General features: G+C 60.3%; 15 protein-coding genes and 1 tRNA gene. 10 read left to right on the forward strand and 6 right to left on the reverse strand.

Going from position 1 to position 23,827, the window contains the following annotated elements; all coding sequences use genetic code 11:
• The first annotated feature begins 5 nt into the window (after positions 1–5).
• The 3 genes from JYP50_RS14425 (at position 6) to rpoD (ending at position 4,617) form a co-directional block, all read left to right on the forward strand.
• Positions 6–461, forward strand: coding sequence for a GatB/YqeY domain-containing protein (locus JYP50_RS14425; RefSeq protein WP_206561249.1), 456 nt, complete (start codon positions 6–8; stop codon positions 459–461).
• An 87-nt stretch (positions 462–548) separates the two neighbouring features.
• Positions 549–2,393, forward strand: coding sequence for a DNA primase (gene dnaG, locus JYP50_RS14430; protein WP_206561250.1), 1,845 nt, complete (start codon positions 549–551; stop codon positions 2,391–2,393).
• Between the two features lie 415 nt (positions 2,394–2,808).
• Positions 2,809–4,617: an RNA polymerase sigma factor RpoD gene (gene rpoD / locus JYP50_RS14435; protein ID WP_206561251.1), complete on the forward strand. Its 1,809-nt coding sequence runs from the start codon at positions 2,809–2,811 to the stop codon at positions 4,615–4,617.
• Positions 4,618–5,111: 494 nt separating this feature from the next.
• Here rpoD and trxC read toward each other — a convergent pair whose 3' ends face one another.
• Positions 5,112–5,555: a thioredoxin TrxC gene (gene trxC / locus JYP50_RS14440; RefSeq protein WP_206561252.1), complete on the reverse strand. Its 444-nt coding sequence runs from the start codon at positions 5,553–5,555 to the stop codon at positions 5,112–5,114.
• A 119-nt stretch (positions 5,556–5,674) separates the two neighbouring features.
• On the opposite strand from trxC, the gene JYP50_RS14445 reads away from it, so the two are divergent.
• The 3 genes from JYP50_RS14445 to JYP50_RS14455 all read left to right on the forward strand — a co-directional run bounded on the left by JYP50_RS14445 (position 5,675) and on the right by JYP50_RS14455 (position 7,696).
• Entirely contained in the window at positions 5,675–5,893 is a 219-nt protein-coding gene (locus JYP50_RS14445; RefSeq protein ID WP_206561253.1) for an amphi-Trp domain-containing protein, read from the forward strand.
• 91 nt (positions 5,894–5,984) lie between these two features.
• Positions 5,985–6,061 (forward strand) — tRNA-Ile (locus JYP50_RS14450).
• Positions 6,062–6,088: 27 nt separating this feature from the next.
• Positions 6,089–7,696 (forward strand): ABC-F family ATPase, encoded by a 1,608-nt coding sequence (locus tag JYP50_RS14455; RefSeq protein ID WP_206561254.1) that lies wholly within the window; start codon positions 6,089–6,091, stop codon positions 7,694–7,696.
• 263 nt (positions 7,697–7,959) lie between these two features.
• On the opposite strand, the gene JYP50_RS14460 is transcribed toward JYP50_RS14455, so the two are convergent.
• Positions 7,960–8,505, reverse strand: coding sequence for a DsrE family protein (locus JYP50_RS14460; protein WP_206561255.1), 546 nt, complete (start codon positions 8,503–8,505; stop codon positions 7,960–7,962).
• A 371-nt stretch (positions 8,506–8,876) separates the two neighbouring features.
• Positions 8,877–10,559: a thrombospondin type 3 repeat-containing protein gene (locus JYP50_RS14465; RefSeq protein WP_206561256.1), complete on the reverse strand. Its 1,683-nt coding sequence runs from the start codon at positions 10,557–10,559 to the stop codon at positions 8,877–8,879.
• A gap of 1,069 nt (positions 10,560–11,628) precedes the next feature.
• On the opposite strand from JYP50_RS14465, the gene JYP50_RS14470 reads away from it, so the two are divergent.
• A complete protein-coding gene (locus tag JYP50_RS14470; protein ID WP_206561257.1) occupies positions 11,629–12,621 on the forward strand; it encodes a restriction endonuclease in 993 nt (330 codons plus the stop codon).
• Between the two features lie 242 nt (positions 12,622–12,863).
• On the opposite strand, the gene JYP50_RS14475 is transcribed toward JYP50_RS14470, so the two are convergent.
• From JYP50_RS14475 to JYP50_RS14485, 3 genes are all read right to left on the reverse strand, one after another.
• A complete protein-coding gene (locus tag JYP50_RS14475; RefSeq protein WP_206561258.1) occupies positions 12,864–15,320 on the reverse strand; it encodes an FG-GAP repeat domain-containing protein in 2,457 nt (818 codons plus the stop codon).
• Between the two features lie 32 nt (positions 15,321–15,352).
• Positions 15,353–16,591 carry a serine hydrolase gene (locus tag JYP50_RS14480; RefSeq protein ID WP_206561259.1) on the reverse strand — a complete coding sequence of 413 codons (1,239 nt, stop codon included), beginning with the start codon at positions 16,589–16,591 and terminating at the stop codon, positions 15,353–15,355.
• Between the two features lie 88 nt (positions 16,592–16,679).
• Positions 16,680–19,022, reverse strand: a complete 2,343-nt coding sequence (locus JYP50_RS14485; RefSeq protein ID WP_206561260.1) for a TonB-dependent receptor — start codon at positions 19,020–19,022, stop codon at positions 16,680–16,682.
• Positions 19,023–19,155: 133 nt separating this feature from the next.
• On the opposite strand from JYP50_RS14485, the gene JYP50_RS14490 reads away from it, so the two are divergent.
• From JYP50_RS14490 to JYP50_RS14500, 3 genes are all read left to right on the forward strand, one after another.
• Positions 19,156–20,070: a LysR family transcriptional regulator gene (locus tag JYP50_RS14490; RefSeq protein ID WP_206561261.1), complete on the forward strand. Its 915-nt coding sequence runs from the start codon at positions 19,156–19,158 to the stop codon at positions 20,068–20,070.
• A gap of 314 nt (positions 20,071–20,384) precedes the next feature.
• Complete coding sequence (locus JYP50_RS14495; protein WP_206561262.1) at positions 20,385–21,707, forward strand: hypothetical protein; 1,323 nt, start codon at positions 20,385–20,387, stop codon at positions 21,705–21,707.
• Positions 21,708–21,824: 117 nt separating this feature from the next.
• Positions 21,825–23,825: a hypothetical protein gene (locus JYP50_RS14500; RefSeq protein ID WP_206561263.1), complete on the forward strand. Its 2,001-nt coding sequence runs from the start codon at positions 21,825–21,827 to the stop codon at positions 23,823–23,825.
• Positions 23,826–23,827: the final 2 nt, after the last annotated feature.

Raw genomic sequence — 23,827 nt, forward strand, 5'->3', positions numbered from 1 at the left:
TTCCTATGAGTGAACCATCCCTCGTAGAGTCCATCAAGGCCGCCATGAAGGCGGCCATGAAAGCCCGGGACAAAGAGCGGCTGGCCACCATCCGGCTGATTCAGGCCGAGTTCAAACGCATTGAGGTGGACGAGCGCATCGAAATCGGTGACGCCCGCGCCCTGGCCGTGCTCGACAAAATGGTCAAGCAGCGCCGGGATTCCGCCAGCCAGTACCACGACGCCGGCCGCGCCGAGCTGGCCGAGCAGGAGGAGCGCGAAATCGCCGTGCTGCAAACCTTCCTGCCGCAGCCCCTGACCGAGGAGGAAGTCCTCGCCATGGTCGACACCGCCATCGTCGAAACCGGTGCTACCGGCATGCAGGCCATGGGCACGGTCATGGGCCAGCTCAAGCCGCGCCTGCAGGGCCGCGCCGATATCGGGGAAGTGAGCCGCATCGTCAAGGCGCGCCTGGCGGACTGAGCCCCACCCACTGCCGGGCTGCAATCCGCCCGGCGCCGTGATTCAATACCCTGTTTGCAGTCGTGCAAAGCGGACCCCTGATAAGCGATGGCCGGACGGATACCCCAATCCTTTCTCGATGACCTGCTCGAGCGGCTGGACATCGTCGAGGTCATCGACCGCCGGGTCAAACTGAAGAAGTCGGGCAAAAACTACACCGCCCGCTGCCCCTTCCACGATGAAAAGACGCCCTCCTTCAGCGTCAACCCCGACAAACAGTTCTACTACTGCTTTGGCTGCGGCGCCGGCGGCAATGCCTACGGCTTCGTCATGGACTACGAAAACGTGGACTTCCCCCAGGCGGTGGAGTCCCTGGCGGGCACCGTGGGCCTGGAGGTCCCCCGCGAACAAAGCGCCGGCGGCAGCCCGACCCCGGAGCGCAACAACAAACCGCTGTACGACCTGATGGAACAGGTGGCCCGCTTCTACCAGCACCAATTGCGCAAGCACCCCCAGGCCGGGCGGGTGGTGGATTACCTCAAGCAGCGCGGCCTCACCGGAGTGATCGCCCGGGATTTCGACCTCGGTTTCGCGCCCCCCGGCTGGGATAACCTGCTGCGGCAGTTCGGCGCCGACGAGGCCGGGCGCAAGCTGTTGCTGGAGGCGGGTATGCTGGTGCAGAACGAGGCGGGCAAGGTCTACGACCGCTTCCGCGACCGGGTCATGTTCCCGATACGCGACCAGCGCGGCCGCGTCATCGCCTTTGGCGGGCGGGTGCTCGGGGACGACAAACCCAAGTACCTCAACTCCCCCGAAACCGCGATATTCCACAAGGGCCGGGAACTCTACGGCCTCTACCAGGCGCGCCACAACAACCGCAAACTGGAGCGCGTCCTGGTGGTGGAGGGCTACATGGACGTGATCGCCCTGGCCCAGCACGACATCAGCTACGCCACCGCCACCCTGGGCACCGCCACCAGCAAAAACCACCTGGAACGCATTTTTCGCCTGTGCCCCGAAGTGGTATTCTGCTTCGACGGCGACGAGGCGGGCCGCAAGGCGGCGTTTCGCGCCCTGGAGGCGGCCCTGCCCACCCTCGAGGACGGCCGCCAGGCGCGCTTCCTGTTCCTGCCCGAGGGGGAAGACCCGGACACCGCGGTGCGCGGCGCGGGCACCGAGGGCTTCCAGCGCTTGCTGGAGGGCGCCCAGCCGCTGGAAACCTTCCTGTTCGAGGCCCTGTCCGAGGGCATCGACGGCGACAGCCTGGAGGGCAGAGCCCGCCTGAGCAAGCGCGTAATGCCCTACCTGCGCCAGCTGCCCGAGGGCGTTTTCCGACAGCTGATGTTCCAGGACCTGGCCCGCCGCACCGGCCTGGAACTGGACAGCCTGATGCAGCTGGAGGCGCCCCCACCCCCGGCCACGGCCGCGCCCGCGGAGCCGGCGACAGAGAGCGCCGGAGAACCCGCGCCGGAGCCGCGCCAACGCAGCACCAGCGAACCCCAGCCCCGGGGCTACTCAAACCTCGCCCAGGCGGCGCTGGCCCTGCTGCTGCACAAACCCGCGGTCGCCAACCTGGCGCGACCGGAGTCGCTGGCCAACCTCGAGGGGGACGACATCCGCCTGCTGAGCGACATGCTGCAACTGCTCCAGCGCCGGCCCGAGTCCACCACCGCGATGCTGCTGGGGCACTGGTACGGCACTCCGGAGGGGGACCTGCTCAACCGCCTGGCGGGGCAGGAACGCCTGATCCCCACCGAGGGCATCGAGCACCAATTTTCAGACACGCTGTTAACGCTGTCCCACTTGCCGCGCCAATCCGCCCTGGCGGCGCAGGTCGACAAACTCAAGGCCACCAACTACGCTGAGATGAGCGAAAGCGAGAAACAAAGGCTGCGGGAACTGTTGCAGGAAAAGCAAAAGCTCAATGCCGAGCGCGGCAAGCGCAACCAGTAGGCGCTGGCGCGGACACGCAGCGACAAACATGGCAACAACAAGCACCGACAACAAAAGACTGACGCAGGAGCGCCCATAACCCTCTCCGCGCGCCGTCAAACAGCAGGGGCATACCAGCGCCAGGGCGCCAGGGAACCGCAATGCAATTCGCCGCCAATTCGGCGCGCCCGTCATCATGCACCCCCAAGGGATACACAGGCCATCCGCGCTGTCAAACACCCCGTAGCCGGGACGGGATTGCATTTGCCGCAAACGCCCCCATTAACACCCCGGCAGGAACAGGCCGGGAAATCGTCGATTTTGCGGGCATCTCGCCCAAAATGGGCTGAATTTAGCGGCCCACCTGGTGGCTAGACAGGCGGCTGATCGTCTATAATGGCGGGCTGAATTTTTTTTATTTATAGGTATCCACTTGATGACTGACGTCGCGCAACAACAGTCCCGCCTCAAGGAGCTTATCGCCCGTGGCAAGGAGCAGGGCTACCTGACCTACGCCGAGGTTAACGACCACTTGCCGGAGGATATTTCCGATCCGGACCAGGTGGAAGACATCATACAGATGATCAACGACATGGGCATCCAGGTGTTTGAAGTGGCACCGGACGCCGATGAGCTGTTGATGACCGAGGGGGATGGCTCGGCGGATGACATCGCGGCCGCGGAAGCCGCGGCGGCGCTGGCGGCGGTGGAAACCGAGGCCGGCCGCACCACCGACCCGGTGCGCATGTACATGCGCGAGATGGGCACTGTCGAGCTGCTCACCCGCGAGGGCGAAATCGTCATCGCCAAGCGGATCGAGGAAGGCATCCGCGAACTCATGGCCGCTCTGGCCCACTACCCGGGCGCCGTGCAATCGGTGCTGGACGAATACGAGCTGGTCACCAAGGAGGAGCGCCGGCTGGGCGACCTCATCGTCGGCTACCTGGACCCCACCGAACACGTCCCCTCCGCGGCGGAAGTCGCCGCCGAGGCGGTCAACAACAACAACGACGATGACGAGGACAGCGAGTCCGGCCCCGACCCGGTGGAAGCCAAAAAGCGCTTCACCGCCCTCAAGCGCCAGTACAACAAGGTCGAGAAAGCCATCTCCTCCAAGGGCCGCGACCACGCGGAAGCACAGCAGGAGATGGAAAAGCTCGGCGAGCTGTTCAAATACCTCAAGCTCACTCCCCGGGTCTTCGACCCGCTGTGTGACTCCCCCCGCAACATCCTGGCCGGCGTGCGCGACCAGGAACGCGAGATCATGAAAATTGCCGTGCGCGGCTGCGGCATGCCGCGCAAGGACTTCATCCAGACCTTCCAGGGCTCCGAGGCGGACACCAAATGGCTCAGCCGCCAGGCCCGCAGCAAGAAGGACTTCGCCACCAAGCTGGCCGCGCACAAGGACGAGATCCTGCGCCTGCAGCGCCGCATTGCCCAGATTGAGGAGCAAAGCGGCCTCAGCGTGAGCGAAATCAAGGAAATCAACCGCCGCATGTCGATGGGCGAGGCGCGCGCGCGCCGCGCCAAGAAGGAAATGGTGGAGGCCAACCTGCGCCTGGTGATCTCCATCGCCAAGAAATACACCAACCGCGGCCTGCAGTTCCTGGACCTGATCCAGGAGGGCAACATCGGCCTGATGAAGGCCGTGGACAAGTTCGAGTACCGTCGCGGTTACAAGTTCTCGACCTACGCCACCTGGTGGATTCGCCAGGCCATCACCCGCTCCATCGCGGACCAGGCCCGCACCATCCGTATCCCGGTGCACATGATCGAGACCATCAACAAGCTCAACCGCATCTCCCGCCAGATGCTGCAGGAGATGGGCCGCGAGCCCACCCCGGAAGAGCTGGGCGAGCGCATGGACATGCCGGAAGACAAGGTGCGCAAGGTGCTCAAGATCGCCAAGGAGCCGATCTCCATGGAGACGCCCATCGGCGACGACGAAGACTCCCACCTGGGCGACTTCATCGAGGACAACACCATCCACTCACCCGTGGATGCCGCCACCGGCCAGGGCCTGCAGGAAGCCACCAAGGAAGTGCTCGCCGGCCTCACCGCCCGGGAAGCGAAGGTGCTGCGTATGCGCTTTGGCATCGACATGAACACCGACCACACCCTGGAAGAGGTGGGCAAGCAGTTCGACGTCACCCGCGAGCGCATCCGGCAGATTGAGGCCAAGGCCCTGCGCAAACTGCGCCACCCGACCCGCTCGGACTACCTGCGCAGCTTCCTCGACGAGTAATCCCGACGAAAACGCCGCCCGATGGGGCGGCGTTTCCTACCCGCTTATTGGTCGAATGAATTCGACCCTACAACCCCGGGGAAGCCCCCCCCTGTAGGGCGCAATTCATTGCGCCGCTTTACGGTCGAATGAATTCGACCCGACAGCCCCGGGACAGCCCCACCCTCTGTAGGGCGCAATTCATTGCGCCGCTTTTCGGTCGAATGAATTCGACCCAGCAACCCCGGGGAAGCCCCACCCCCTGTAGGGCGCAATTCATTGCGCCGCTTTACGGTCGAATGAATTCGACCCGACAGCCCCGGGGCAGACACACCCTGTAGGGCGTACAGCGGGCCCCTCTTTTCGGGTCATTCACTACACCGCTTTACAGCCGAACGCGAAACCCCAGGACCACGGCCCGGCACCAATAGCCGCCTCCTCTACACGTTGCCTGCAGGCGCGACGCCTCTCCCTGCCGCTCCCGGCTTAAACCATGGCGACCAAGGCGCGGCCGCTCATCCCGCCCCGAGCACGGATTCCGTCCAGCGCACGATATCCGCCTGGCTCATGGCGCCCGGCTGGCGCGCCACCTCCCGGCCGCCGCGGAACACGATCAGGGTGGGAATACTGCGAATGTTGTAACGGGAGGCAGTGGCCGCAGCCACCTCGGTATTCACCTTGGCCAGGCGCACCCGCGGCTCAAGGGCGCCAGCGGCCTGCCGGAAGGCCGGCGCCATCATCTTGCAGGGACCACACCAGGATGCCCAGAAGTCCACCAGGACCGGGATATCACTGCGCTCGATGTGCCGGTGGAAATTACCGTCATCCAGCTCCACCGGCTCCCCGGCAAACACCGGCTTGCGGCATTGCCCGCAGCGCGGCCCCGCCCCCAGCTTCGCCGTTGGCAAACGGTTGACCGCGTCGCAGTGCGGGCAAACAATATGGCAGGTCTCGCTCATGGCTGTTTCCTCTTTTGCCTTCAACAGGGTATATGGGGGCACCCCCCGGGCGAACCAAGGCCCGGCGCCGTGAGCGCCGCCACGGGCCACCCAAGACCATTACACCATCAGGAGCCACCATGGAACTGCTCGAAATCACCGAAAAACACACCATGCGCCGGGAACAGGCCGCCGACCTGCTGCGGGAGCTCGCCGACGCCCTGTCGCGCCACAACGGCGTGGATTTCCTCCGGGAGGGCAAAAAACTCCATATCCGGGTCCCGGACGAGGTCGAAGTGGAGCTTGAGGTGGAGATCGAGAGCGGAGAGTCGGGCATCGAGATCGAAATCAACTGGTAACCAGCCATCACCGGAGCGGGGTAATCGGACTGTGCGAAGTGCCGCTTTGTCCGATATAATCCCCGCCTCCTCGCCGCTACCGCGGCATCCGGGGCCCATAGCTCAGTTGGTTAGAGCATCCGACTCATAATCGGCAGGTCGAAGGTTCAAGTCCTTCTGGGCCCACCATTTCCTTATGGCCCCAGGATTCCCTCCGTGATCACCACCGCCAACATCACCATGCAATTCGGTGCCCAGCCGCTGTTCGAGAATATTTCCGCTAAATTTGGCAGCGGCAATCGCTACGGCCTGATCGGCGCCAATGGCTGTGGCAAGTCCACCTTCATGAAGATCCTGAGCGGCGCGTTGGCTCCGACGGCCGGCAATGTGTCTATTGAGCAGGGTTGCACTGTCGGCATCCTCAGCCAGGATCAATTCGCCTTTGAGCAGTACAGCGTGATTGACACCGTGATCATGGGCGATGCGCAGTTGTGGCAGGTCAAGCAGGAACGCGACCGCATCTACGCCCTCGCCGAGATGAGCGAGGCCGACGGCATGCGCGTGGCAGACCTGGAAGTACAGTTTGCAGAGATGGACGGCTACACTGCGGAAAGCCGCGCCGGCGAAATTCTGCTGGAAGCGGGAATCGACGAATCCCTGCATTTTGGCCTGATGGAGCAGGTCGCCCCCGGCTGGAAGCTGCGGGTGCTGCTGGCCCAGGCCCTGTTTTCCGATCCGGACATCCTGCTGCTGGACGAGCCGACCAACAACCTTGATATCCATACCATCAACTGGCTGGCGGACGTGCTGAATCAGCGCAGAAGCACCATGATCATCATTTCCCACGACCGCCACTTTCTCAATGCCGTGTGTACCCACATGGCGGACATCGACTACGGCGAGCTGCGTATTTTTCCCGGCAATTATGAAGCCTTTGTCGCTGCATCAACGCTGATCCAGGACCAGTTGCGCGCCAGCAATGCCAAGAAGAGCGCGGAACTGGAAGAGCTGCAGAGCTTTGTGAACCGCTTTTCGGCCAATGCATCCAAGGCCAAACAGGCCAGTTCCCGCGCCAAGAAGATGGAGAAAATCAAGCTGGACGAAATCAAGCCTTCCAGCCGCATTTCCCCTTACATCACCTTCCAGCAGCACAAGAAGCTGCACCGGCAGGCACTGGTCCTGGAAGGACTGTGCCACGGCTTTGACGATCTGCCGCTGTTCAATAACGGCGAGATGATCCTGGAAGCCGGCGCGCGCCTTGCCGTGATCGGCGAAAACGGCGTCGGTAAAACCACCTTCCTGCGCTGCCTGATTGACGAGATCCAGGCCAGTAGCGGCGTCATCAAGTGGTCGGAAAACGCTGTCATCGGCTACTGCCCGCAGGACAGTACCGCCGACTTCGACAACGACCTCACCATTTTCGAATGGATGAGCCAGTGGCGCTTACCCCGGCACGACGACCTGGCGGTACGCGGCATGCTTGGCCGCCTGCTATTCACCGCCGACGACGCCAACAAGAAAGCCAGGGTCTGTTCCGGCGGCGAAAAGAACCGCCTGCTGTTCGGAAAAATGATGATGATGGACAGCAATGTGTTGATCATGGACGAGCCCACCAACCACATGGACATGGAATCCATCGAGGCGCTCAACAAGGCGCTGGCCAACTACGATGGCACCCTGATTTTCGTGAGCCACGACCGCCAGTTTGTCTCTTCGCTGGCCACCCGGGTGGTGGAAATCAAGCACCAGACGCTGATCGACTTCCAGGGCACCTACGATGAATACCTCGCGGACCGGGCGCGCTCTGCATCGCAGGCCGCTTAAGTGTCGCGTTGCATCGAACTTTAAACCTCTGCTTCCATCGCTGGCGGGCCTTGATCTTCGGATAGCCATAGAGTCCTGTTAGGTATTGGACAGACTTTGGGACTAATTTCCAGACAAACTATGGGTTCATGCACACCCCACCGTTCTTCTGCCCATAGCCTGTCAGGCTTCCTCCAAGGAGCTCACTGCGCGAAGAAAGCACAAGCAGTCATGCTATATCGACGGAAAGCATGACTAGTACGGCCCTAGCCCTGAAGCCGACGCTAGAAGGGAATGAGCGTATAGCCTTCGCTTTGCAGTTGCACATGCGCCGACATGGCCGAGAGCGCAAGGTCCACGGCCGGGTTCAGCAGCTCGGGGCCGAACCCCCGGTAGCTGGCGGTCTGACCGCAGAGGTAAATGCTGACACCCGCTTGCGCCAAACCCTTGAGCAGCCCGGTGTTGGGGTTCGCCGTGCCGAAGCGCTCCCGGTAGGCGGCATCAGTCAGCAGGTCACGTGAGGCCGCGCCGTGTACCACCAGCGCCACTTCCAGTTGTTCCGGTTTCGTCCCCGCGCGAGCCTGCATATTCAGGAAGCGGGCGAGCGCCTCGATGTTGGGGTTGCGCGCCTCCGGGGAATCCGCCGTGGCCGAAACGTCCTTGCTCACCTTGTAGTGGCGGTCGTTGCTGAGGGTGAAGGCATCCCCGGCCACCGGGAACACGGGACCGTAGCCCGCAACCGCCGGGCCGGTCGCGGCGCCCGGGTAGTCCCCTGCCAGGGCCAGGGGTTGCAGCAGCACTAGGCAGAAAAATCTGATCGCGGAACGCATTATGGTACCTCTCTTGCCAGTTGAGCGTTTACTTAAAACGTGACGAGGGAATGACGAGACAGCGAACCAGAGCGTCTCGAATTGCGCCTTGGCCGCCGGACCCGCGCCCAGATCGCTATTAGCCCCAGGCCAAACCGCAAGACATTGCTTGTAGACGTCTTTTTTGCGGTAGCTATTTACTTCCTCCAGTGTACAACTGTAGGCAATGCCCTACACCATCACCCACGAGTTAAGTCGTTCCGCGAAAACGAGGGATACTCCCATGGGATGAATGTTGGAGCGCGGCTCACTAGAAAAAGGGCGGAGGGATTAATGAATATTCCCTCCGCCCCTGGTTATCAAGCCGTATTTAAGGAGCGGCCCCAAGGCCGCTAGTTTTTCTTTTTCGAGCCGCAGTTGCTCTGTGCCGCGACGCTTTGCAGGGCACCCTTCTCCTCCTCGGTGATGAGCCGTTGCTTAAGCAGGCTATTCAGCGCCCTGGCACTACAGGATACAAACTTACCCTTGTTGCGCCAGGGAACGCTTTCGCCCCGCGGCGAATCGCAGGGGCAGGACTGCTCCAGCGAGCAGCCGTTCTGCGGGTCCACTAACTCGCCGGGGGCGGTGAACTCACACTGGTCGGACTGCCCCGGCACCCCGTCATTGTCCAGGTCGTCATCGCAGGCGTCCCCGATACCGTCGCCGTCGAAGTCCGATTGCGCGGAATTCCAAACCGCGGGACAGTTATCCACCTGGTCCTCAATGCCATCGCTATCCCCGTCATCGAAACAGGCATCACCCAGCCCATTGCCATTGGAGTCCGCCTGGTCGGGATTGTAGGTCGCGGGGCAGTTGTCGTCGGCGTTGGCGATGCCGTCATTGTCGACGTCGGCGTCACAGGCATCCCCATGACCGTCACCGTCGGTGTCATCCTGGCCAACGTTAGGCGTTAGCGGACAGTTGTCATCAGCGTCCGGAATGGCGTCGTTGTCGTTGTCGGCGTCACAAGCATCGCCGATACCATCGCCGTCAATGTCCTGCTGCTGCGGATTGCTAACAGAGGGGCAGTTGTCCTGCACGTTTGGAATACCATCGCCGTCGCTGTCGTAGTCCGGGTCACAGACGTCACCTACACCGTCCAGGTCGCTATCGGTGTGGACGATATTGTAGGTGCTGGGGCAATTATCCATGAATGCCGTGCCCGGGGTGGTGTAAACATGGTCGCCGTCGGCGTCGTACTCACAGATGTCGCCGGTGCCATTGTCGTTCGTATCCTGCTGCCCGGGATTGTAGTGGCTGGGGCAATTATCAAAGGCGTTTTCCACACCATCGCCATCATGATCGAGCTGGCAGGCGTCGCCGAAGTGATCCCCATTACTGTCGATCTGGTCCGGGTTGTAAGTGCGGGGGCAATTATCCGTAACCGACAAACCGGCGCTGTCGAGGTAAATCTGTTGCGCGGCAGTCACCAGGCTACTGGTGCCATTGTTGAAGTTCACCACCAGTGGGCCGACTCTGCCGTCACCATCGATATCGACATCGCAGCGATCGCCCCGGCCGTCGCTGTCGAGGTCGTGTTGGTCGGGATTGGAGCGATAGCGGCAGTTGTCGTCGGCATCCATGATGCCGTCGTGGTCACTGTCGAAAACATACTCGTTGTCACAGGCGTCGCCGATGCCGTCCAGATCGGCATCCCGTTGCCATGCATTGGCGATCGCGGGGCAGTTGTCGCTGTGATCGGGCAGGCCGTCGCCGTCGCTGTCCTCGCCATCCGCCACAGTACGATAGACGCCTTTCAGGACCACATCGTACTCGCACGGCTCCGGGCTGTAGTAGTCATAGGCCGGGAGTGAGCCTTTCCAGAGAAACACGAACTGGCGCTCGCGAATCTCCCACTCGGCACAGGCCGGCAGGTCGGGTGTTTCAATCCGGTCGAAAACCAGTCGAGTGCCGTCGGCATCAGTAGCCGAGCCCGAGAAGATGCGCGCATGCTCAACCCGGCCAGATGTACCCCCGGCGAGCTGGTGTCCGCCGTACCAGGTATCGTAACAGGCGCCAATACCGCCCCCAGGCAACCCGGCGGAATTACGCGAGTGTTGGTATATACCGTCGAAATCACCGGGTCCGCGATCGGTTGGCAGCGCTTGGTGCGAACATCCTCGCCCTGGAAGAGGTTCGCTGAAGGGCATCGAATCACCGAATAAGGTGTCGTCATTCATACCAGCCGTGCCGTAGGTGATGGTATAGATCGGACCATTTGGAACGGCATTGGCCCGCATACCAGTGGTACGTCGGTAAATTTGAGCCACAACCGGAGCGCCACTCTCGTCGTAGGCCTCGACGTAGATTCTTGGTTGTGGAAAAGCCTCGGCGCCTACCGCACTCGCCAAACAGGACGCCAGAATTGTGAACAGCCCAACAGCCCAGGGCCGGAGCCCGGACGCCGTCACGCGGACGGATCGTTTACTGGCGCCGCGGGCGCCGCTTAAAATAACAGGACGCATAATATTCCCTCCTTCCAATCGATTTGTGAGGCGCAGCAAGACCTGCTATTCGCTGGCAGAAAGCCCCTAAACGTATAAAGCGAGAGAACCCGGGCAATTTGCCCAGTAAATATGTAAATTTCCGGTTTTCGTTGAAACGACGCCCCTAAGCCGCTGTCATTCCGGGCTGCCGCCCCCAACCCATCGATAGAATATATATATTTTTCAAATAGTTACCAAAAGGGACAAACTTTGGGTACAACTTCACGAAAAAATTAGGGGGCCAGAACACAATCACATGGATTGCACGGTCTTGCCCCAATAAAGGGGTTCGTATAGATGAGTTCGACCTCCCCGCAAGCCCAAACCCATCAGCGATCTCCCTTACCCAATACCTCAAAAAACAGTCCGACAATCACGACGCTCAAGTTGATCTTCGAGCCCCCTTTTGGCTGAGTCGCTGAGGCCAAGAATTTCCAGCTACAGATTCCCGCGTTCAGGCAGGCTTGATCAATGGGGTACTGTCACTAATCTTGCACATTGGAATAGAAATTGATTTGGCAGATCACGACCATGTATTAATCTCGTTTTCCAGGAATTCACAGGTACAATCCCTAGCGATCATTTTTTTCGCGGGCCATATCGCATTTAGGATAAACGAATGACACAAGCTTGGATGATTAGAGCCGGACGCTCCGGAAAATGTCTAGAACATTTCGAAAGCGGTTTCGTTACTGTCGGATGGGGCGCAATGGGTGATTTGGGCAATCTCAAAACAAAGGAGATGATTCTCCATGCTTACGAAATAGCCTATCCGGGTACAAAGCCAGGAAAACGCAATCTCGCAGTAGGAATGATCGACAAGTTTGTCAATCAGGTCTCAATAGGCGACCTGGTAGTTACATATAATTCTCAGTCACGCGAGTACCTAATTGGACGAATTACCGGCGAATACGAACATCATGCCGACCAGGAGGACGCCCTAGCCCATTCTAGAGAGGTAAAGTGGCACGGAAAAGCAGCCAGGGACAAGCTTACATCGGCATCAAAAAACTCATTGGGCGCAATAATGACGCTTTTTTCACTGAGCGATGACGTCATTAATGACTTAGAACGAGTGAGCCGGGGAGAATCCACGCCTGAAGCTCTCGAAGAAAACGAATCAACAACGCCTGAGGACCCTCTCGAGGCTGCGGAGAGCAGAAGTAAGGAGCTTATCAAGGACAAGTTGGTCGCCCTTGATCCAGACGAAATGGAAGAGCTACTAGCAGCATTGTTGCGCGCCATGGGTTTCCGAACCAGAGTCTCGCCTACTGGCCCGGATCGGGGAGTTGACGTATTCGCATCACCCGACGGCCTCGGCTTGGAAGAACCTCGTATTAAAGCAGAGGTAAAGCACCGGAACGGCACTATTGGGTCCCAGCCTATTAGAAGCTTTATCGGCGCACTGCGAGCCGGTGACAGGGGTATTTTTCTAAGCACCGGCGGCTTCTCTAAGGAAGCAAAGTACGAGGCTGACCGCTCCAATATCCCAGTAACTTTAATGGATATCGATCTACTAGCCGATCTGGTAATCGCAAATTATGACCAATTCGACCTCGAAGGCAGGGCGCTCATACAGCTAGTAAGAATCTATTGGCCGGCGGATCACTGAAGGTATGAAACCTGGACGGGCGCAGGTATAGAAGCATAATAACTATGCTGTCTGCTCACTCGTGTTTTTCAACAACACCATAATCTGGTTTTTTCAGTAATTTATCTCATCTAACAACCTTTGAGTTCATGAAGGCAAGCTACCGGCAACCAGCACCAACCATCGCGGCTTTGAGAAACGTTCCAGCCTAGTTGTCGACAGCCGCGCCTTGAGGCCCCCCTCAACTCGAAGTGTTTTGCTGCTTACCAGGGCCAGAATAACTGCGCAATAGCGATGCCGCTCTCACCCGCCACGGCATAGAGCAGATAGACCTTGCCGTCCTCCTCAAAGATAGCCGGGTCGCGCAACTGGTTGACCTGGCCATAGGCCACGCTGCGTTGCGAGGGCACAAGCGGAGCGTCCGCGCCCTCCCAGGGCTTTTCCGGGCGCAGGACTTCCACCGCTTCGCTCTCCGTCCAATCCATCCAGGGAACGGAGAGATCTATCCTGCTCAGCAGAATACGTTCCGGGGCCTCTCCCACGCGTGTCCAGAAGACGAGCAACTCGTCGCCGCGTTTCAGCAAGGCGGCGTGCCGCATTGTAGGGCCGAACAATAGCGGGCCTTTTTCGAATGCGGTGAGTCCGTCCCTTGAGCGATAGAACTGGCCCGGCATGGCCAGGGCGTATGTGTAGTCCTTGTGTTCAAAGGCGCGCATGTAGGTTTTACCCAGGTCTTCGCGCCCAGCGGTGAAGCGGAGGCCGTCCTGCGACGTGGCCACACGCGACACCTGGTAACCCGCGGATTTCAGACCATGGAAATACATTACGATACGTTGGTTTGTGGCATCCACATGCACATCCGGGGAGGCAATATGCGGGGTCGTCAATTCGATGAGCGGGTCGTGCGGCAAGCTGTCGCGAGTAATGCCGAGGGCTTTCATTTGCGCCTGTAGCTCCGCCAGTTGGCTTGGGGTGAAGCTCACCGGTTGTTGCGGCAGGTCGGTGTCGCGCAATTGCAAAGTGCCGGGCCTGTATATGCGCCACGGCCCCGTCAGCGCATCTGCATAAGCCAGGCGAATGTAATGGCCTTTGTGATCTGCGAAATACAGGTAGTATTTACCCAGCGGGTTTTGCACCCAGTCTGGCACCCGGATCAGAGACGGCCCCTGAATGTTGGCGCCGATGCTCGCATCGAGCGCCGGGGAGATAATGGGCTCGTTTAGCAGGCGCTCGACCTGGGGAACTGACCGCGACGCATCCGGCCATCGAGTCGCCGACAGCGGGGCCTGCGGGCTGTCGATTTTGCGGCTGCTGGCGAACACCGCGCCCTCGCCATCACCGCGGCGTTGCTCGAGCCAGAATACTCCGTCGAACTCGCCGCTGTTGCCGCGCGTGCCCACGATATCCAGGTCTCCGTCGCGATCCAGGTCGACGGGAATCAGTTCGTCGTACATGCCCCGCACCCGGCGGGAGATATCTCTCCGCTCCCAGCCTTCGGCATTGCCGGTGTTACGGAACCAGGCCAGTCGTCCCAGGGGTCGCTGGTCGGTTTCGTCCACGTCGTCAGTATCCCGCGCGCCCTTGCTATAGCCGCCGACAAACACGTCCAGGTTGCCGTCACCATCGACGTCCACTGGCTGAATCGCCGCGATATGATCGGGGGTCAGCGCGCCGATGGCATGGATCGTCCAGGCCTGGTCCCTGGCGGCGGGCTGTTCCAGCCAGCCCAGGCGGTCCAGGTTCAATTGCGTGAGGATGTCCAGGCGGCCGTCGCCATTCATGTCCGCGAAAGCCAGCGTTTGCCCGGTGACAAACGGCATTCCTTGGCGCAACACCGACGCCCAGCCGTCCAGGTTCAACCAGCGCGGATGAAACGCCCCGTCGCGGTTTTCCAGCCACATCAACCCCTGATGGCCGCGACCGCCGGCGACGATATCCACATCGCCATCGCCGTCCAGGTCCACGGGTTCGGCGTTGATCGGGAAACGCAGGTTCGCCAGCGCTTGCTCGGGCCAGGGCGTATCGTCCTTCCGGTCCAGGATCGGGGTGAAGATCGATACCGGGCGACGCTCGGCGAACCACAAGTACAGTAAATCCATGACGCCCGGCTTACTTTTCTTGCCGGCGCCGGCCTGGGCCTCGCCTTTGTTGGCGGCGATCACCTCCAGTCGCCCGTCGCCATCAACGTCGGCCAGCGCCACCCGGATGAACGAGCCCCGGCCCAGGGTATTTTGTGGCCGGTAAGCCCGCCAGTTGCCGGGTGTGCGCACCTTGTCACCGGGGTTCAGGAACGCCATCAGCGCGCCGCTTTCCATCGCGATGACCAGGTCCAGGTCGCCGTCACCGTCCAGGTCGCCAATATCCGCGTCTTCCACCGCCGCGACAGATTCGCCTTCCGCCAGGGTTATCGAGCGCCAGAGATCCGGTGACGCGCCGCCAAAGGCGATGCGGACGTGATGACTGTCCTCGTGCACACTGACAATATCCGGGTGACCGTCCCCATCGAGATCCGCCATGACCAGCCCGTCCCCGCCGCGAAGGGCGATGCCCGAGGACGCCTGGTCATCGATCCAGTGTTCGCGCCAACCGATCGGCTGGCTGTGCCCGGCGGCGGCTGCCTTGACCACCGCGCGACCGGCCTCTGGCGCAACGTCCTCGGTCTTGGCCAGGCTCGCGCCACTTGCCGACAGCAGGGCCAAACAGGCCAGAAAGCTTTTCATTGGGATACGCCTACCTATAGGGGCAATCAATATCAGGGCGCCAGCATGGCCCGGAAAACGGCTACCGCCTCTTCTTTCGTGCCGGGCCCCCAGGCGGGGTCCGCTGCCGTTTGCACGATCACCGTATCGTGGGCCGGGTTGACGTAGATGATCTGCCCCGCATGACCAACCGACATAAACTCGCCCTCATCCCCCTCGGGCATCCACCACTGATAGCCGTAATGGGTACTCCTGTGTCCCGCCAGCGAGCGCACGGCCGCATTGTCCGCCGTGGTTGAAGCCTTCACCCAGCTACTCGAGACAATTTGCTGGCCGTTCCAGTAGCCCCCGTTCTCCACCATCAGGCCAATACGCGCCATGTCGTGAAGGGTCATAATCAACCCCATCCAGCCGTGCTCAATCGCCCCGGAATCCTGGTAGCGGTCAATCAGCCAGTAGGCGGGCTGTTCGGCGCCGAGCTTGCGCCACAGTTTTTCCTCGGCGTAGGCCGATACGGTCCGACCGGAGACACGCTCCAGAAGCACGGTGAGCGTCTGGGTGTTGGTGTTCAGGTACTCCCAGCTGTCGCCGTGGCGGACACCGGGCTTGGCGCGGGCGTGTTGGGGGTGTTCCCGCAAGCCGCCCGCGCCAAACGCCAGGCTCCTGGCGGAAACGCCTCGAATGTCACGCCCCATGCCCGCCGCGCCGCTATCCTCGCCAGGGTAATGAACCGCGGTCGTCATTTGCAGGACGTGCTTGATGGTGGCGCCGGCGTAGCCGCTGTCCTTGAGCTCGGGCAGGTAAACGGTGACCGGATCGTCCACGCTTTTGATCAAACCATCGTCAATGGCGATGCCCACCAGCAGGCTGACGATCGATTTGGTTGTGGAAAACAGAATACGCGGGTCATCGGCGGTATAGCCAAAAAAGTGGCTTTGATGACGAATGCTGCCATCCTCTAGCATCATCAGGCCCGTTATCCGCTTACGCTGCAGGTAGCCTTCGATGGTTGAGGTAACACCCAGGTAATCATAGTCCCGGCCTCGCAGGGAAAGCTGCGCCTGAGCCAGCGGAATATCAACCGTTGCACCGGGCTGCAACGTCCTGACCGGATAGAGCGTATGCAACTGGCGGTAGTGAATGGGTGCGGCGTCGTTTTTGGCGCTGAAATTCGCCATGGACTGGCGAATGGTCCAGGCGGCGGCCTCGCGGCTATCCGCCGCGGCGAAAGCCGTTAGGTGGGCAACCAGGGTGACTCCCAGCAGTAATCCACGCTTGAAACAATGTTTCACAACTCGTCTCCCCATGGGTCTCCAGAAGGACTGCCCCACTGCGGGGGCAGTCCAGCACACGACCCGCGAAAGGCCTGGTGCTTTGGGGTCAGTCAAAATAGTAGGTGCCGCGAATACCGATCGTGCGGGGGTCACCCTGCACACAACGGATCAAGGTCGTTCCGTTTACCGCATCGACAGTACCGAACATGCCACCATTGGGCTGCTCGTACATGCCGACACAGTAAGCTTCGTCATCCACGTTTTCGACGAACGCATTTACGGACCAGCGCGCATCCTGCGACATAAGGCCAATGCGAAGGTTGGCGACGGCATAGGCGTCCTGCAGGGTCTGGGGATTGCTGTTGGTGGTCGCCCCCACATCGCTGTCGTCCTGCCAGACCACCTCGCCGCGTACAAACCAGTCCATGCCGGTATTGCCCAGCGCCTGGGTCCACTGGCTGGCCAGGTTGACCTGGTGCTCGGGCGAGTAACGGTTGGGGCTGCCGGCCAGGTCCTGGGTACCGGGTTGGCCGGGAAGCGGGCTGGCGCTGCGGTAGGCGAGGAATTCGGAATCCAGGTAGGCGTAGCCCAGGGATACCATCAGGGCCTCGACCGGCGTGTACCGCACATCCAGCTCCAGCCCCTGCTGCCGCAGCTCGCCGGCGTTGGTGGTAATGAAGGTCAGGTCGGAAAGCGACCGGTCCTGGAAGTTTTCCACATCCGTGCGGTAGAGCGTTGCATTGGCGGTCATCCTGCCTTCCAGCAGGGTGCTTTTCACACCCAGCTCATAGCTTTCCACCTCTTCCGAGTCGAACAGTCGCTGCTCTGCCGTGAGCCCGGCTCCCGTCGCCGGGTCGCGCGGCACGGCGACCGAGTTGAACCCGCCCGATTTGTAGCCGGTGGAATAGGTGGCATAGAGCATAATGTCGTCCGCCAGATAGTACTTGGCGTTGGCCAGCCAGGTGACCTGCTCATCCACAAAGCGCAGATCGGGATGGCTTTCCAGCCACGCCAACGCGGCGGAAGCGACCAGGTTGTTGGACGTCACCTCGAAACTGCCGTCTTTATCATCCTCGGAATAACGGACGCCAGCGGTCAGGGAAAACGTATCGCTAATGTGGTAGGTACCCTGAAAGAAGCCGGCCATGGACTGCGCCTGCTGCGAAAATTCGCCGAAAGTCGCGTTCGTCTGCGCGCCGGCGGCGCAGACGCTGCCCAGGGCGGGCCCCAGTCCGAGACTCACGAGTGGGCAGAAATCCGCGCCCAGGTCCGTGCCCTGATCAATGTCGTAATCCTCGCGGAAATAATAGAGGCCCGCGACGTAATCGAACTTTTCACCTTGTGGTGAAATCAGCTGGACCTCCTGGGAAAAGGCGTCGCTGTAAAAAGCCGTGATTCGACGCAAATCGTCCAGCGGGAGGCGAAACACCGAAAACTCCGAGGTATCGTTTTGCCAGTCGCGATAGCTGGTAACGGCGCGAACGCTGTGACCGGCAAAGGCGTCGTCCCAGGTGATGTCCAGCGTCGCGCCCCATTGGCGGTCGCTCAGCTTGTCTTCGTGAACCTGGTAGATCTCGTGGTCGAGACCGGAGACGTCGGGCGCCGCGCTCTGGCCGTGCAGCAGGTTGCCGAGACCATCCAGGGTCAGCAGGTTGCTGCCGTTGGCGGATTCGGGCAGTACTTCGATAACACTACCCGTGCCCGCCAGCTCCTGGTAATCCAGGCGCAGCAGCGCTGACACCGTATGGCTGGGCTCAAACAGAAACGCAGCCTTGAGGCTTTCGGACTGGCGGGAACCTACCGTGTCGCTACCATCGTAGCGGTTCTCACCGTAACCATCGTGTTCGGCGTAGCTGGCAACCACCCGCGCGACCAGGTTTCCAGTCAGGGCTTTATTGCCGACCAAGGTGGTGTCAAACGCGCCGTAATCGCCCATCCCGGCATCAACCTTCAGCGAGTCGACGTCCATCTCCGGCGTCCTGGTGCGGATATTCAATGCGCCCATGGAGGCATTGCGCCCAAACAGAGTGCCCTGCGGGCCGCGCAAGACCTCGGCCACTTCAATATCTTTCAGGTTTCCCAGCACCGCGCCGGGACGCGCAATGTACGCCCCGTCTACATAGACAGCCACACTGGGGTCCATGGCGTTGTTACCCACGGTACCGACGCCGCGAATAGAGATACGCTGGTTAACCGATTGACTGGATTGGGTGATGGTGAGGTTGGGAGCGATGGCACCGAGGTCTCGCAGGTCCTCCATGCCGGAGTTTTCCAGGAAATTACCGCTGAAGGCGGACACGGATATGGGGACATCCTGAATGTTCTCCGCGCGCTTGGTCGCTGTCACGACAACCTCTTCCAGGGCGAAGGTGTTGGCAAATGCGGGGCTGATGCTGCCTGCCGCCATCGAGATGGCCGCCGCTACCGGGGTCAGTTTACGGGCTTTCATGAACTCTCCACGATTGATATTTCGTTATTGTGCTGATTCCAATTTGGGGCGCCATGCTATACTCGCCAATCAATGATTAATAATGATTAATTGTTGGATTGCGATGCATTTTAATCATACATAGGCCGTCGAGATGGTTACCCTCAAGCAACTCAGCCACCTGAAAGCCATCATGCAGCACGGCACCGTCCACAGCGCCGCCGAGTCCCTGCACCTGACGCAGTCCGCGCTGACCCGAAGTCTCAACAGCCTAGAGGAAACCCTGGGGGTTCAGCTATTCAATCGGAGTAAGCGCGGCATGACCCCGACGGCGTTCTGCCTGTCGATCGCCGAGCGATGCCAGAATGTGCTGCTGGATATCGAGGATATAAAGCGAGAAGCGAACCTCTATCGCAACCTGCAAAAAGGGGAGTTGAATATTGCTTTCGGGAGGGCTGTGAAGGAGTTACTGACACGCAATACCCTTCCAGCGTTTCACGCAAGCTTCCCGCAGATTGCAATGACCATCAGCGAGGGTACGCCCAGCGAACTCATCTATCGACTGAAGCAGCGGCAGATAGATTTCGTCCTGGCGGGCCTGGGCAGTTACCGGGAGTTTGAAGGCATTCGCGGTGAACCGATGAAGCCCATCCCGCTGGTCGCCATCACCCGCCCCGGGCACCCCCTGCGACACTACAAGAACCTGACCTTCCACCACATGCTGGAGTACCCGTTGATATTGCCAACCGTGGTCAATCTTTCCAATCCCTTGCTCAGCGCCCTGCAGGAAGCGGCTCCCAGCAGGACAATAACACCGCAAATTGTATGTAGCGACAACGCCACACTGGCAGAAGTCCTGTTGCGAGGTGACTGCTGGCTGATCGCCCCCCGGATGAGCTTTGATGCAGAGCTGCGGTCCGGCAAGTTGAGCAAACTGGACGTCACCCACCCGGCTTTTTTCATCGACCTGCATGTTCTCGAGCTGAACGGACGATCGCGCACACCGGCTGCGCAGTCGTTTATCGACATCTGCCAGGATTTTCTGCGGCAGGTGGACAGCGATGCCTAGTACCGCCGCTTGTCTAAGGCGCGGCATTGACTCCCCGGGCCCAATATCTCGACAGTGACCACAGGTTTTAATCCCCGCGGCTACCGCCAGTGAACTCGCAACGACGCACCGTCACCAGGCCACTTCGGCAATAGCGCTATTCTTCCTGACATTCCTTCACTTGGGGCTCTCGCCAAACCGTCGCGCCACGTATATCCGGCTCTAGCCCATTGACCGGGAACACTCCAATCCCGACTGGCCCCCGGCCATCCGGCGCAATCCACCAGGTATTGGCTACACTGTCTTGCAGATGACGCCGCGCCAGAACGGTAGCCATGCACAAGGGAAATGCGTTGGAAAACCAGGACCGGGAAGCTGTGGGGCCCTACCACGCTCCGACGGGTACGCTGGTAGGCCTGAGCAGCATCTACTTCCTGCTGTTTCTTTCACAGGCTATCTGGAGGGCGACGCTGCACACCAACGCGGTGGAAAACTTCGGCCTCGACGGTGGAGAGGTGGGCTTGCTGTTCTCGCTCTACTACCTGCCCGGGGTATTCTGCTTCCTGATTGGCCTGGCCGCGACCCGCCTGCAACTCTACCGCCTGGTTGCGCTGAGCTGCGCCCTGCTCTCCACCGGGTTTATCATCGCCGGGCTCAGTGGCGGCTTTGCGGTACTGGCAACGGCGACGCTGATGGTGGCGGTGGGCTTTACCGTATTCTATGCCACAGCCAACGCGATCTGCCTGATCAGCGGGCAGGAGCAAACCGTCGCCGTATCCCTCGGCAGGATGAAAAGCCTAGGCCCCCTATCGGGCCTATGCGCCGCAATAACCATCGTCGCCGTCTTTTCACCCGGGCTGATTTTGGAGATAGTCGATACCATCGACATCGGCGCTTCGCTCAGGGAACAGACGACCGCGCTGATCCTGTTTTCGCGCCAACCGGACCTCGATCCCGCGAAACTGCGCGTGCTGCTGCTGGTACTGGCGGCGGCACTGGTGCTGGCGGCGGGCCTGTTCGCGGGCATGCCCCGCCTGAGGGGAAAGTCCGGCACCTACGGCCAGCTGCGAGTCGTGCGCCTGCTGGCTCCGTATTATGTCCTCAACTTTCTCGCCGGCTGCCGTAGCGCGATTTTTCAGGCCTTTGCCCTGTTCGTGATGATCCGGGACTTCCAACTGCCTATTCACGCTACCGCGGTTCTTGTCTTTGCCGGCAACGTCTGCAACTTCATCGGCTACCGCTGTATTGGCCACGCCCTGGTATACCTGCGGCACAAGACGGTCGTGGTCGGCCTCTACGCCCTGGTGATGCTGAACTTCCTCGGTTTCTGGTACCTACTCACGCGATCGGGCTGGGCACGGGAGAGCGTACTGATCACACTCTGTGGATTATTCCTGCTCGACTCCCTGCTTTTCGGCATGTCCGTGGTAACCGACAGTTTCCTGCGAACCACCGGCCAGTACAGCAACTATGTGGGCGACATTGGCACAGGCATGACATTTTTCTATTTCGCCGCGGTGTTGATGTCCCTGCTGGGCTCGGCGCTGTGGGACACCCTGGGATACCACGCCTTTCTACTGGGCTCGCTGGTATGCCTGCTGGCAATGATCACTGGCCAGTCACTGCAATCGCGGACCACCGCGCGACCGGCAATGTAGTCATCGCAATGGTACGCGCGCGGCACGCGATTGCACGAAGAAACAAGCGCAGGGACCGCGATTGCAGGCATATAAGCTAAAATAGCGGTAAGGGTCCTTGCCTGACGGGTAGAACCTATGGGCGCAATCTCGTTTGAATGGATACTCGGAGCGGTGTTCGTGGGTTTTAATGCCTACGGAAGATACAACACGCCAAGCAGCAACCGTGAGACCACCACCTTCCAACACTTCAGTCTCTACTTTTTCCTCTACCTGCTGAGCGTACTCATTCTCTATGTTGTTTTCGGCGCGCTCTTTGACAGCTCACCCGAAACGATCTCCATTTTCTTCACCGGCAAGCTGCCCACCAACGACGGCGCCGCGCTACCGGAGCAGTTGACCGGCCTCAGCGCTCCACTGATCTCCGCGCTGTTTCTCTCCACCCTGTTGCCGTCCATTCCCTGGCTATCCAAGTATGAAAAAGCGTTGTTGCAGTTCTTTTGGGACAAGGGCCACATTCCCAACCATGTGTACAGAATGGCCGCCATCATGCGCAGGGCGCCTTTCAACTTCTCGCCACAGCAGAAAAAGGAGCTGCGCAGATTCTGCGACTCCATCGAGCTTGACTTTGAATCCCTCGATGTCCTGAACGGCGCATCGCTCGATCATCGCTGGGCGCGCATCAATGTCCTACTCGCCGGAATAGAACCCTGGGAAGAAAGCGATACAGGCAGGCTCAGGCGCTTCATGCTTGATTACCGGGAAGAACTGGCGCAATTGTTGGCGGCGCGCGATGAAATCAATCGTGAGTTCGTTGAATTACGCACCGAGCAAGTCGAACCTCAAGCCCTGGCAAAGATGGAGCGATTTCTCGACAGGTCCATAACCGAACTGTTCCGCAGCAGCACGGTATTTGTCGCGCGAGCCGTCTGCATTTCGGAGTTGACCGAGAGTGGGCGTAGCTTCCGCATATCCCAGCTGGGCTTCGAGAGCGGCGGCCAGCGGGACGATAAACTGTCACCGCGCCAACTCGCGGAAGCCGTGCTGTGTATTCTCCTGACATTTTTCATGATCTCGGTGCTGCAGGAGCTATCCAAGGACGCACAGTACCGAAAATACGGCAACGTCACCTTCATGACTTTCCTGATGGTATTTACCTATGGCGCGTCACTGATCGTCGCCCTGCAAATCAAGGCCGGCGTGCACGGCGGCTACAACGGCCTGACCAGGCAGAGGCCGCTTTTCGCCTACCTGTGGATTGTCCTTGCCACGGGCGCCAGCTGGCTGTTCGTGTCGGTGGCTTACCGGTACATACCGGGCATGCTCAAGGGGGAGAGCAGCGAGCTCAATCTGTCGCAGGTGCTGACCGACATCAGCTGGTCCTATCCCTATGCCCTTCAGTCCATCGCCCTGGCGCTGGCGATATCCATCATTCTGGATGTTCACGAGAGCGGGCAGGTAACCGAGCGCCTGTCCGTGAAGAGGCGCCTGGTGGACGTGGCCCTGGCGGCCACGCTCCTGGCGATCGCCTCCATTTTCACCTATTGCTGGATGGAGGGCATCGGACCGTTCGAGGGCTATGCCACGCGAGATGAAATCTTTCGCGGCAAAACCTCCTTCTGGTGGCTGGTTTTCAAGGGTACCGCCGTGGGCGCGGTGGTCGGCTGGCTGGTGCCAACCTGGTTCAGTATCAATCGCACCAAAGTGCCGGAAAAAGCCGTGGCGCGCCTGATAGCAATGAACAGGAAAGGCCTTGCCGAGGAGATCAGGTGCCTCGAACCCGACGAGCTGGTCAAGGCGGTTGCGGGCATCGCCGCCGCGGTGGCCGCCGTCGACGAAGTTGTTTCAAGAACCGAAACCGACGTTTACCTGATCATCTGCAGCGACCTGGCCGGCATACCCAATTCCGATATCGACACCCATCTGGCCGAGGAGGAATTCAAGACGGCCCTGGTTTTACAAGAGAACCAAGAGTCGGACCTTGAACACCGGTTGGCAACGATCAGGCAGCTGCCGCTCCTGCGTGCCCTAATGCCCTATATCGCGGCATCCATTGCCATGGCGAACGGCGTCTACCTGAGCCAGGAGCGGGCGCTCGTCGACACGATACAGCAGCTATTGCAGCCGAACAGTGACTAGTC

Source organism: Parahaliea mediterranea, from assembly GCF_017255185.1.
GTDB lineage: Bacteria > Pseudomonadota > Gammaproteobacteria > Pseudomonadales > Halieaceae > JAFKCZ01.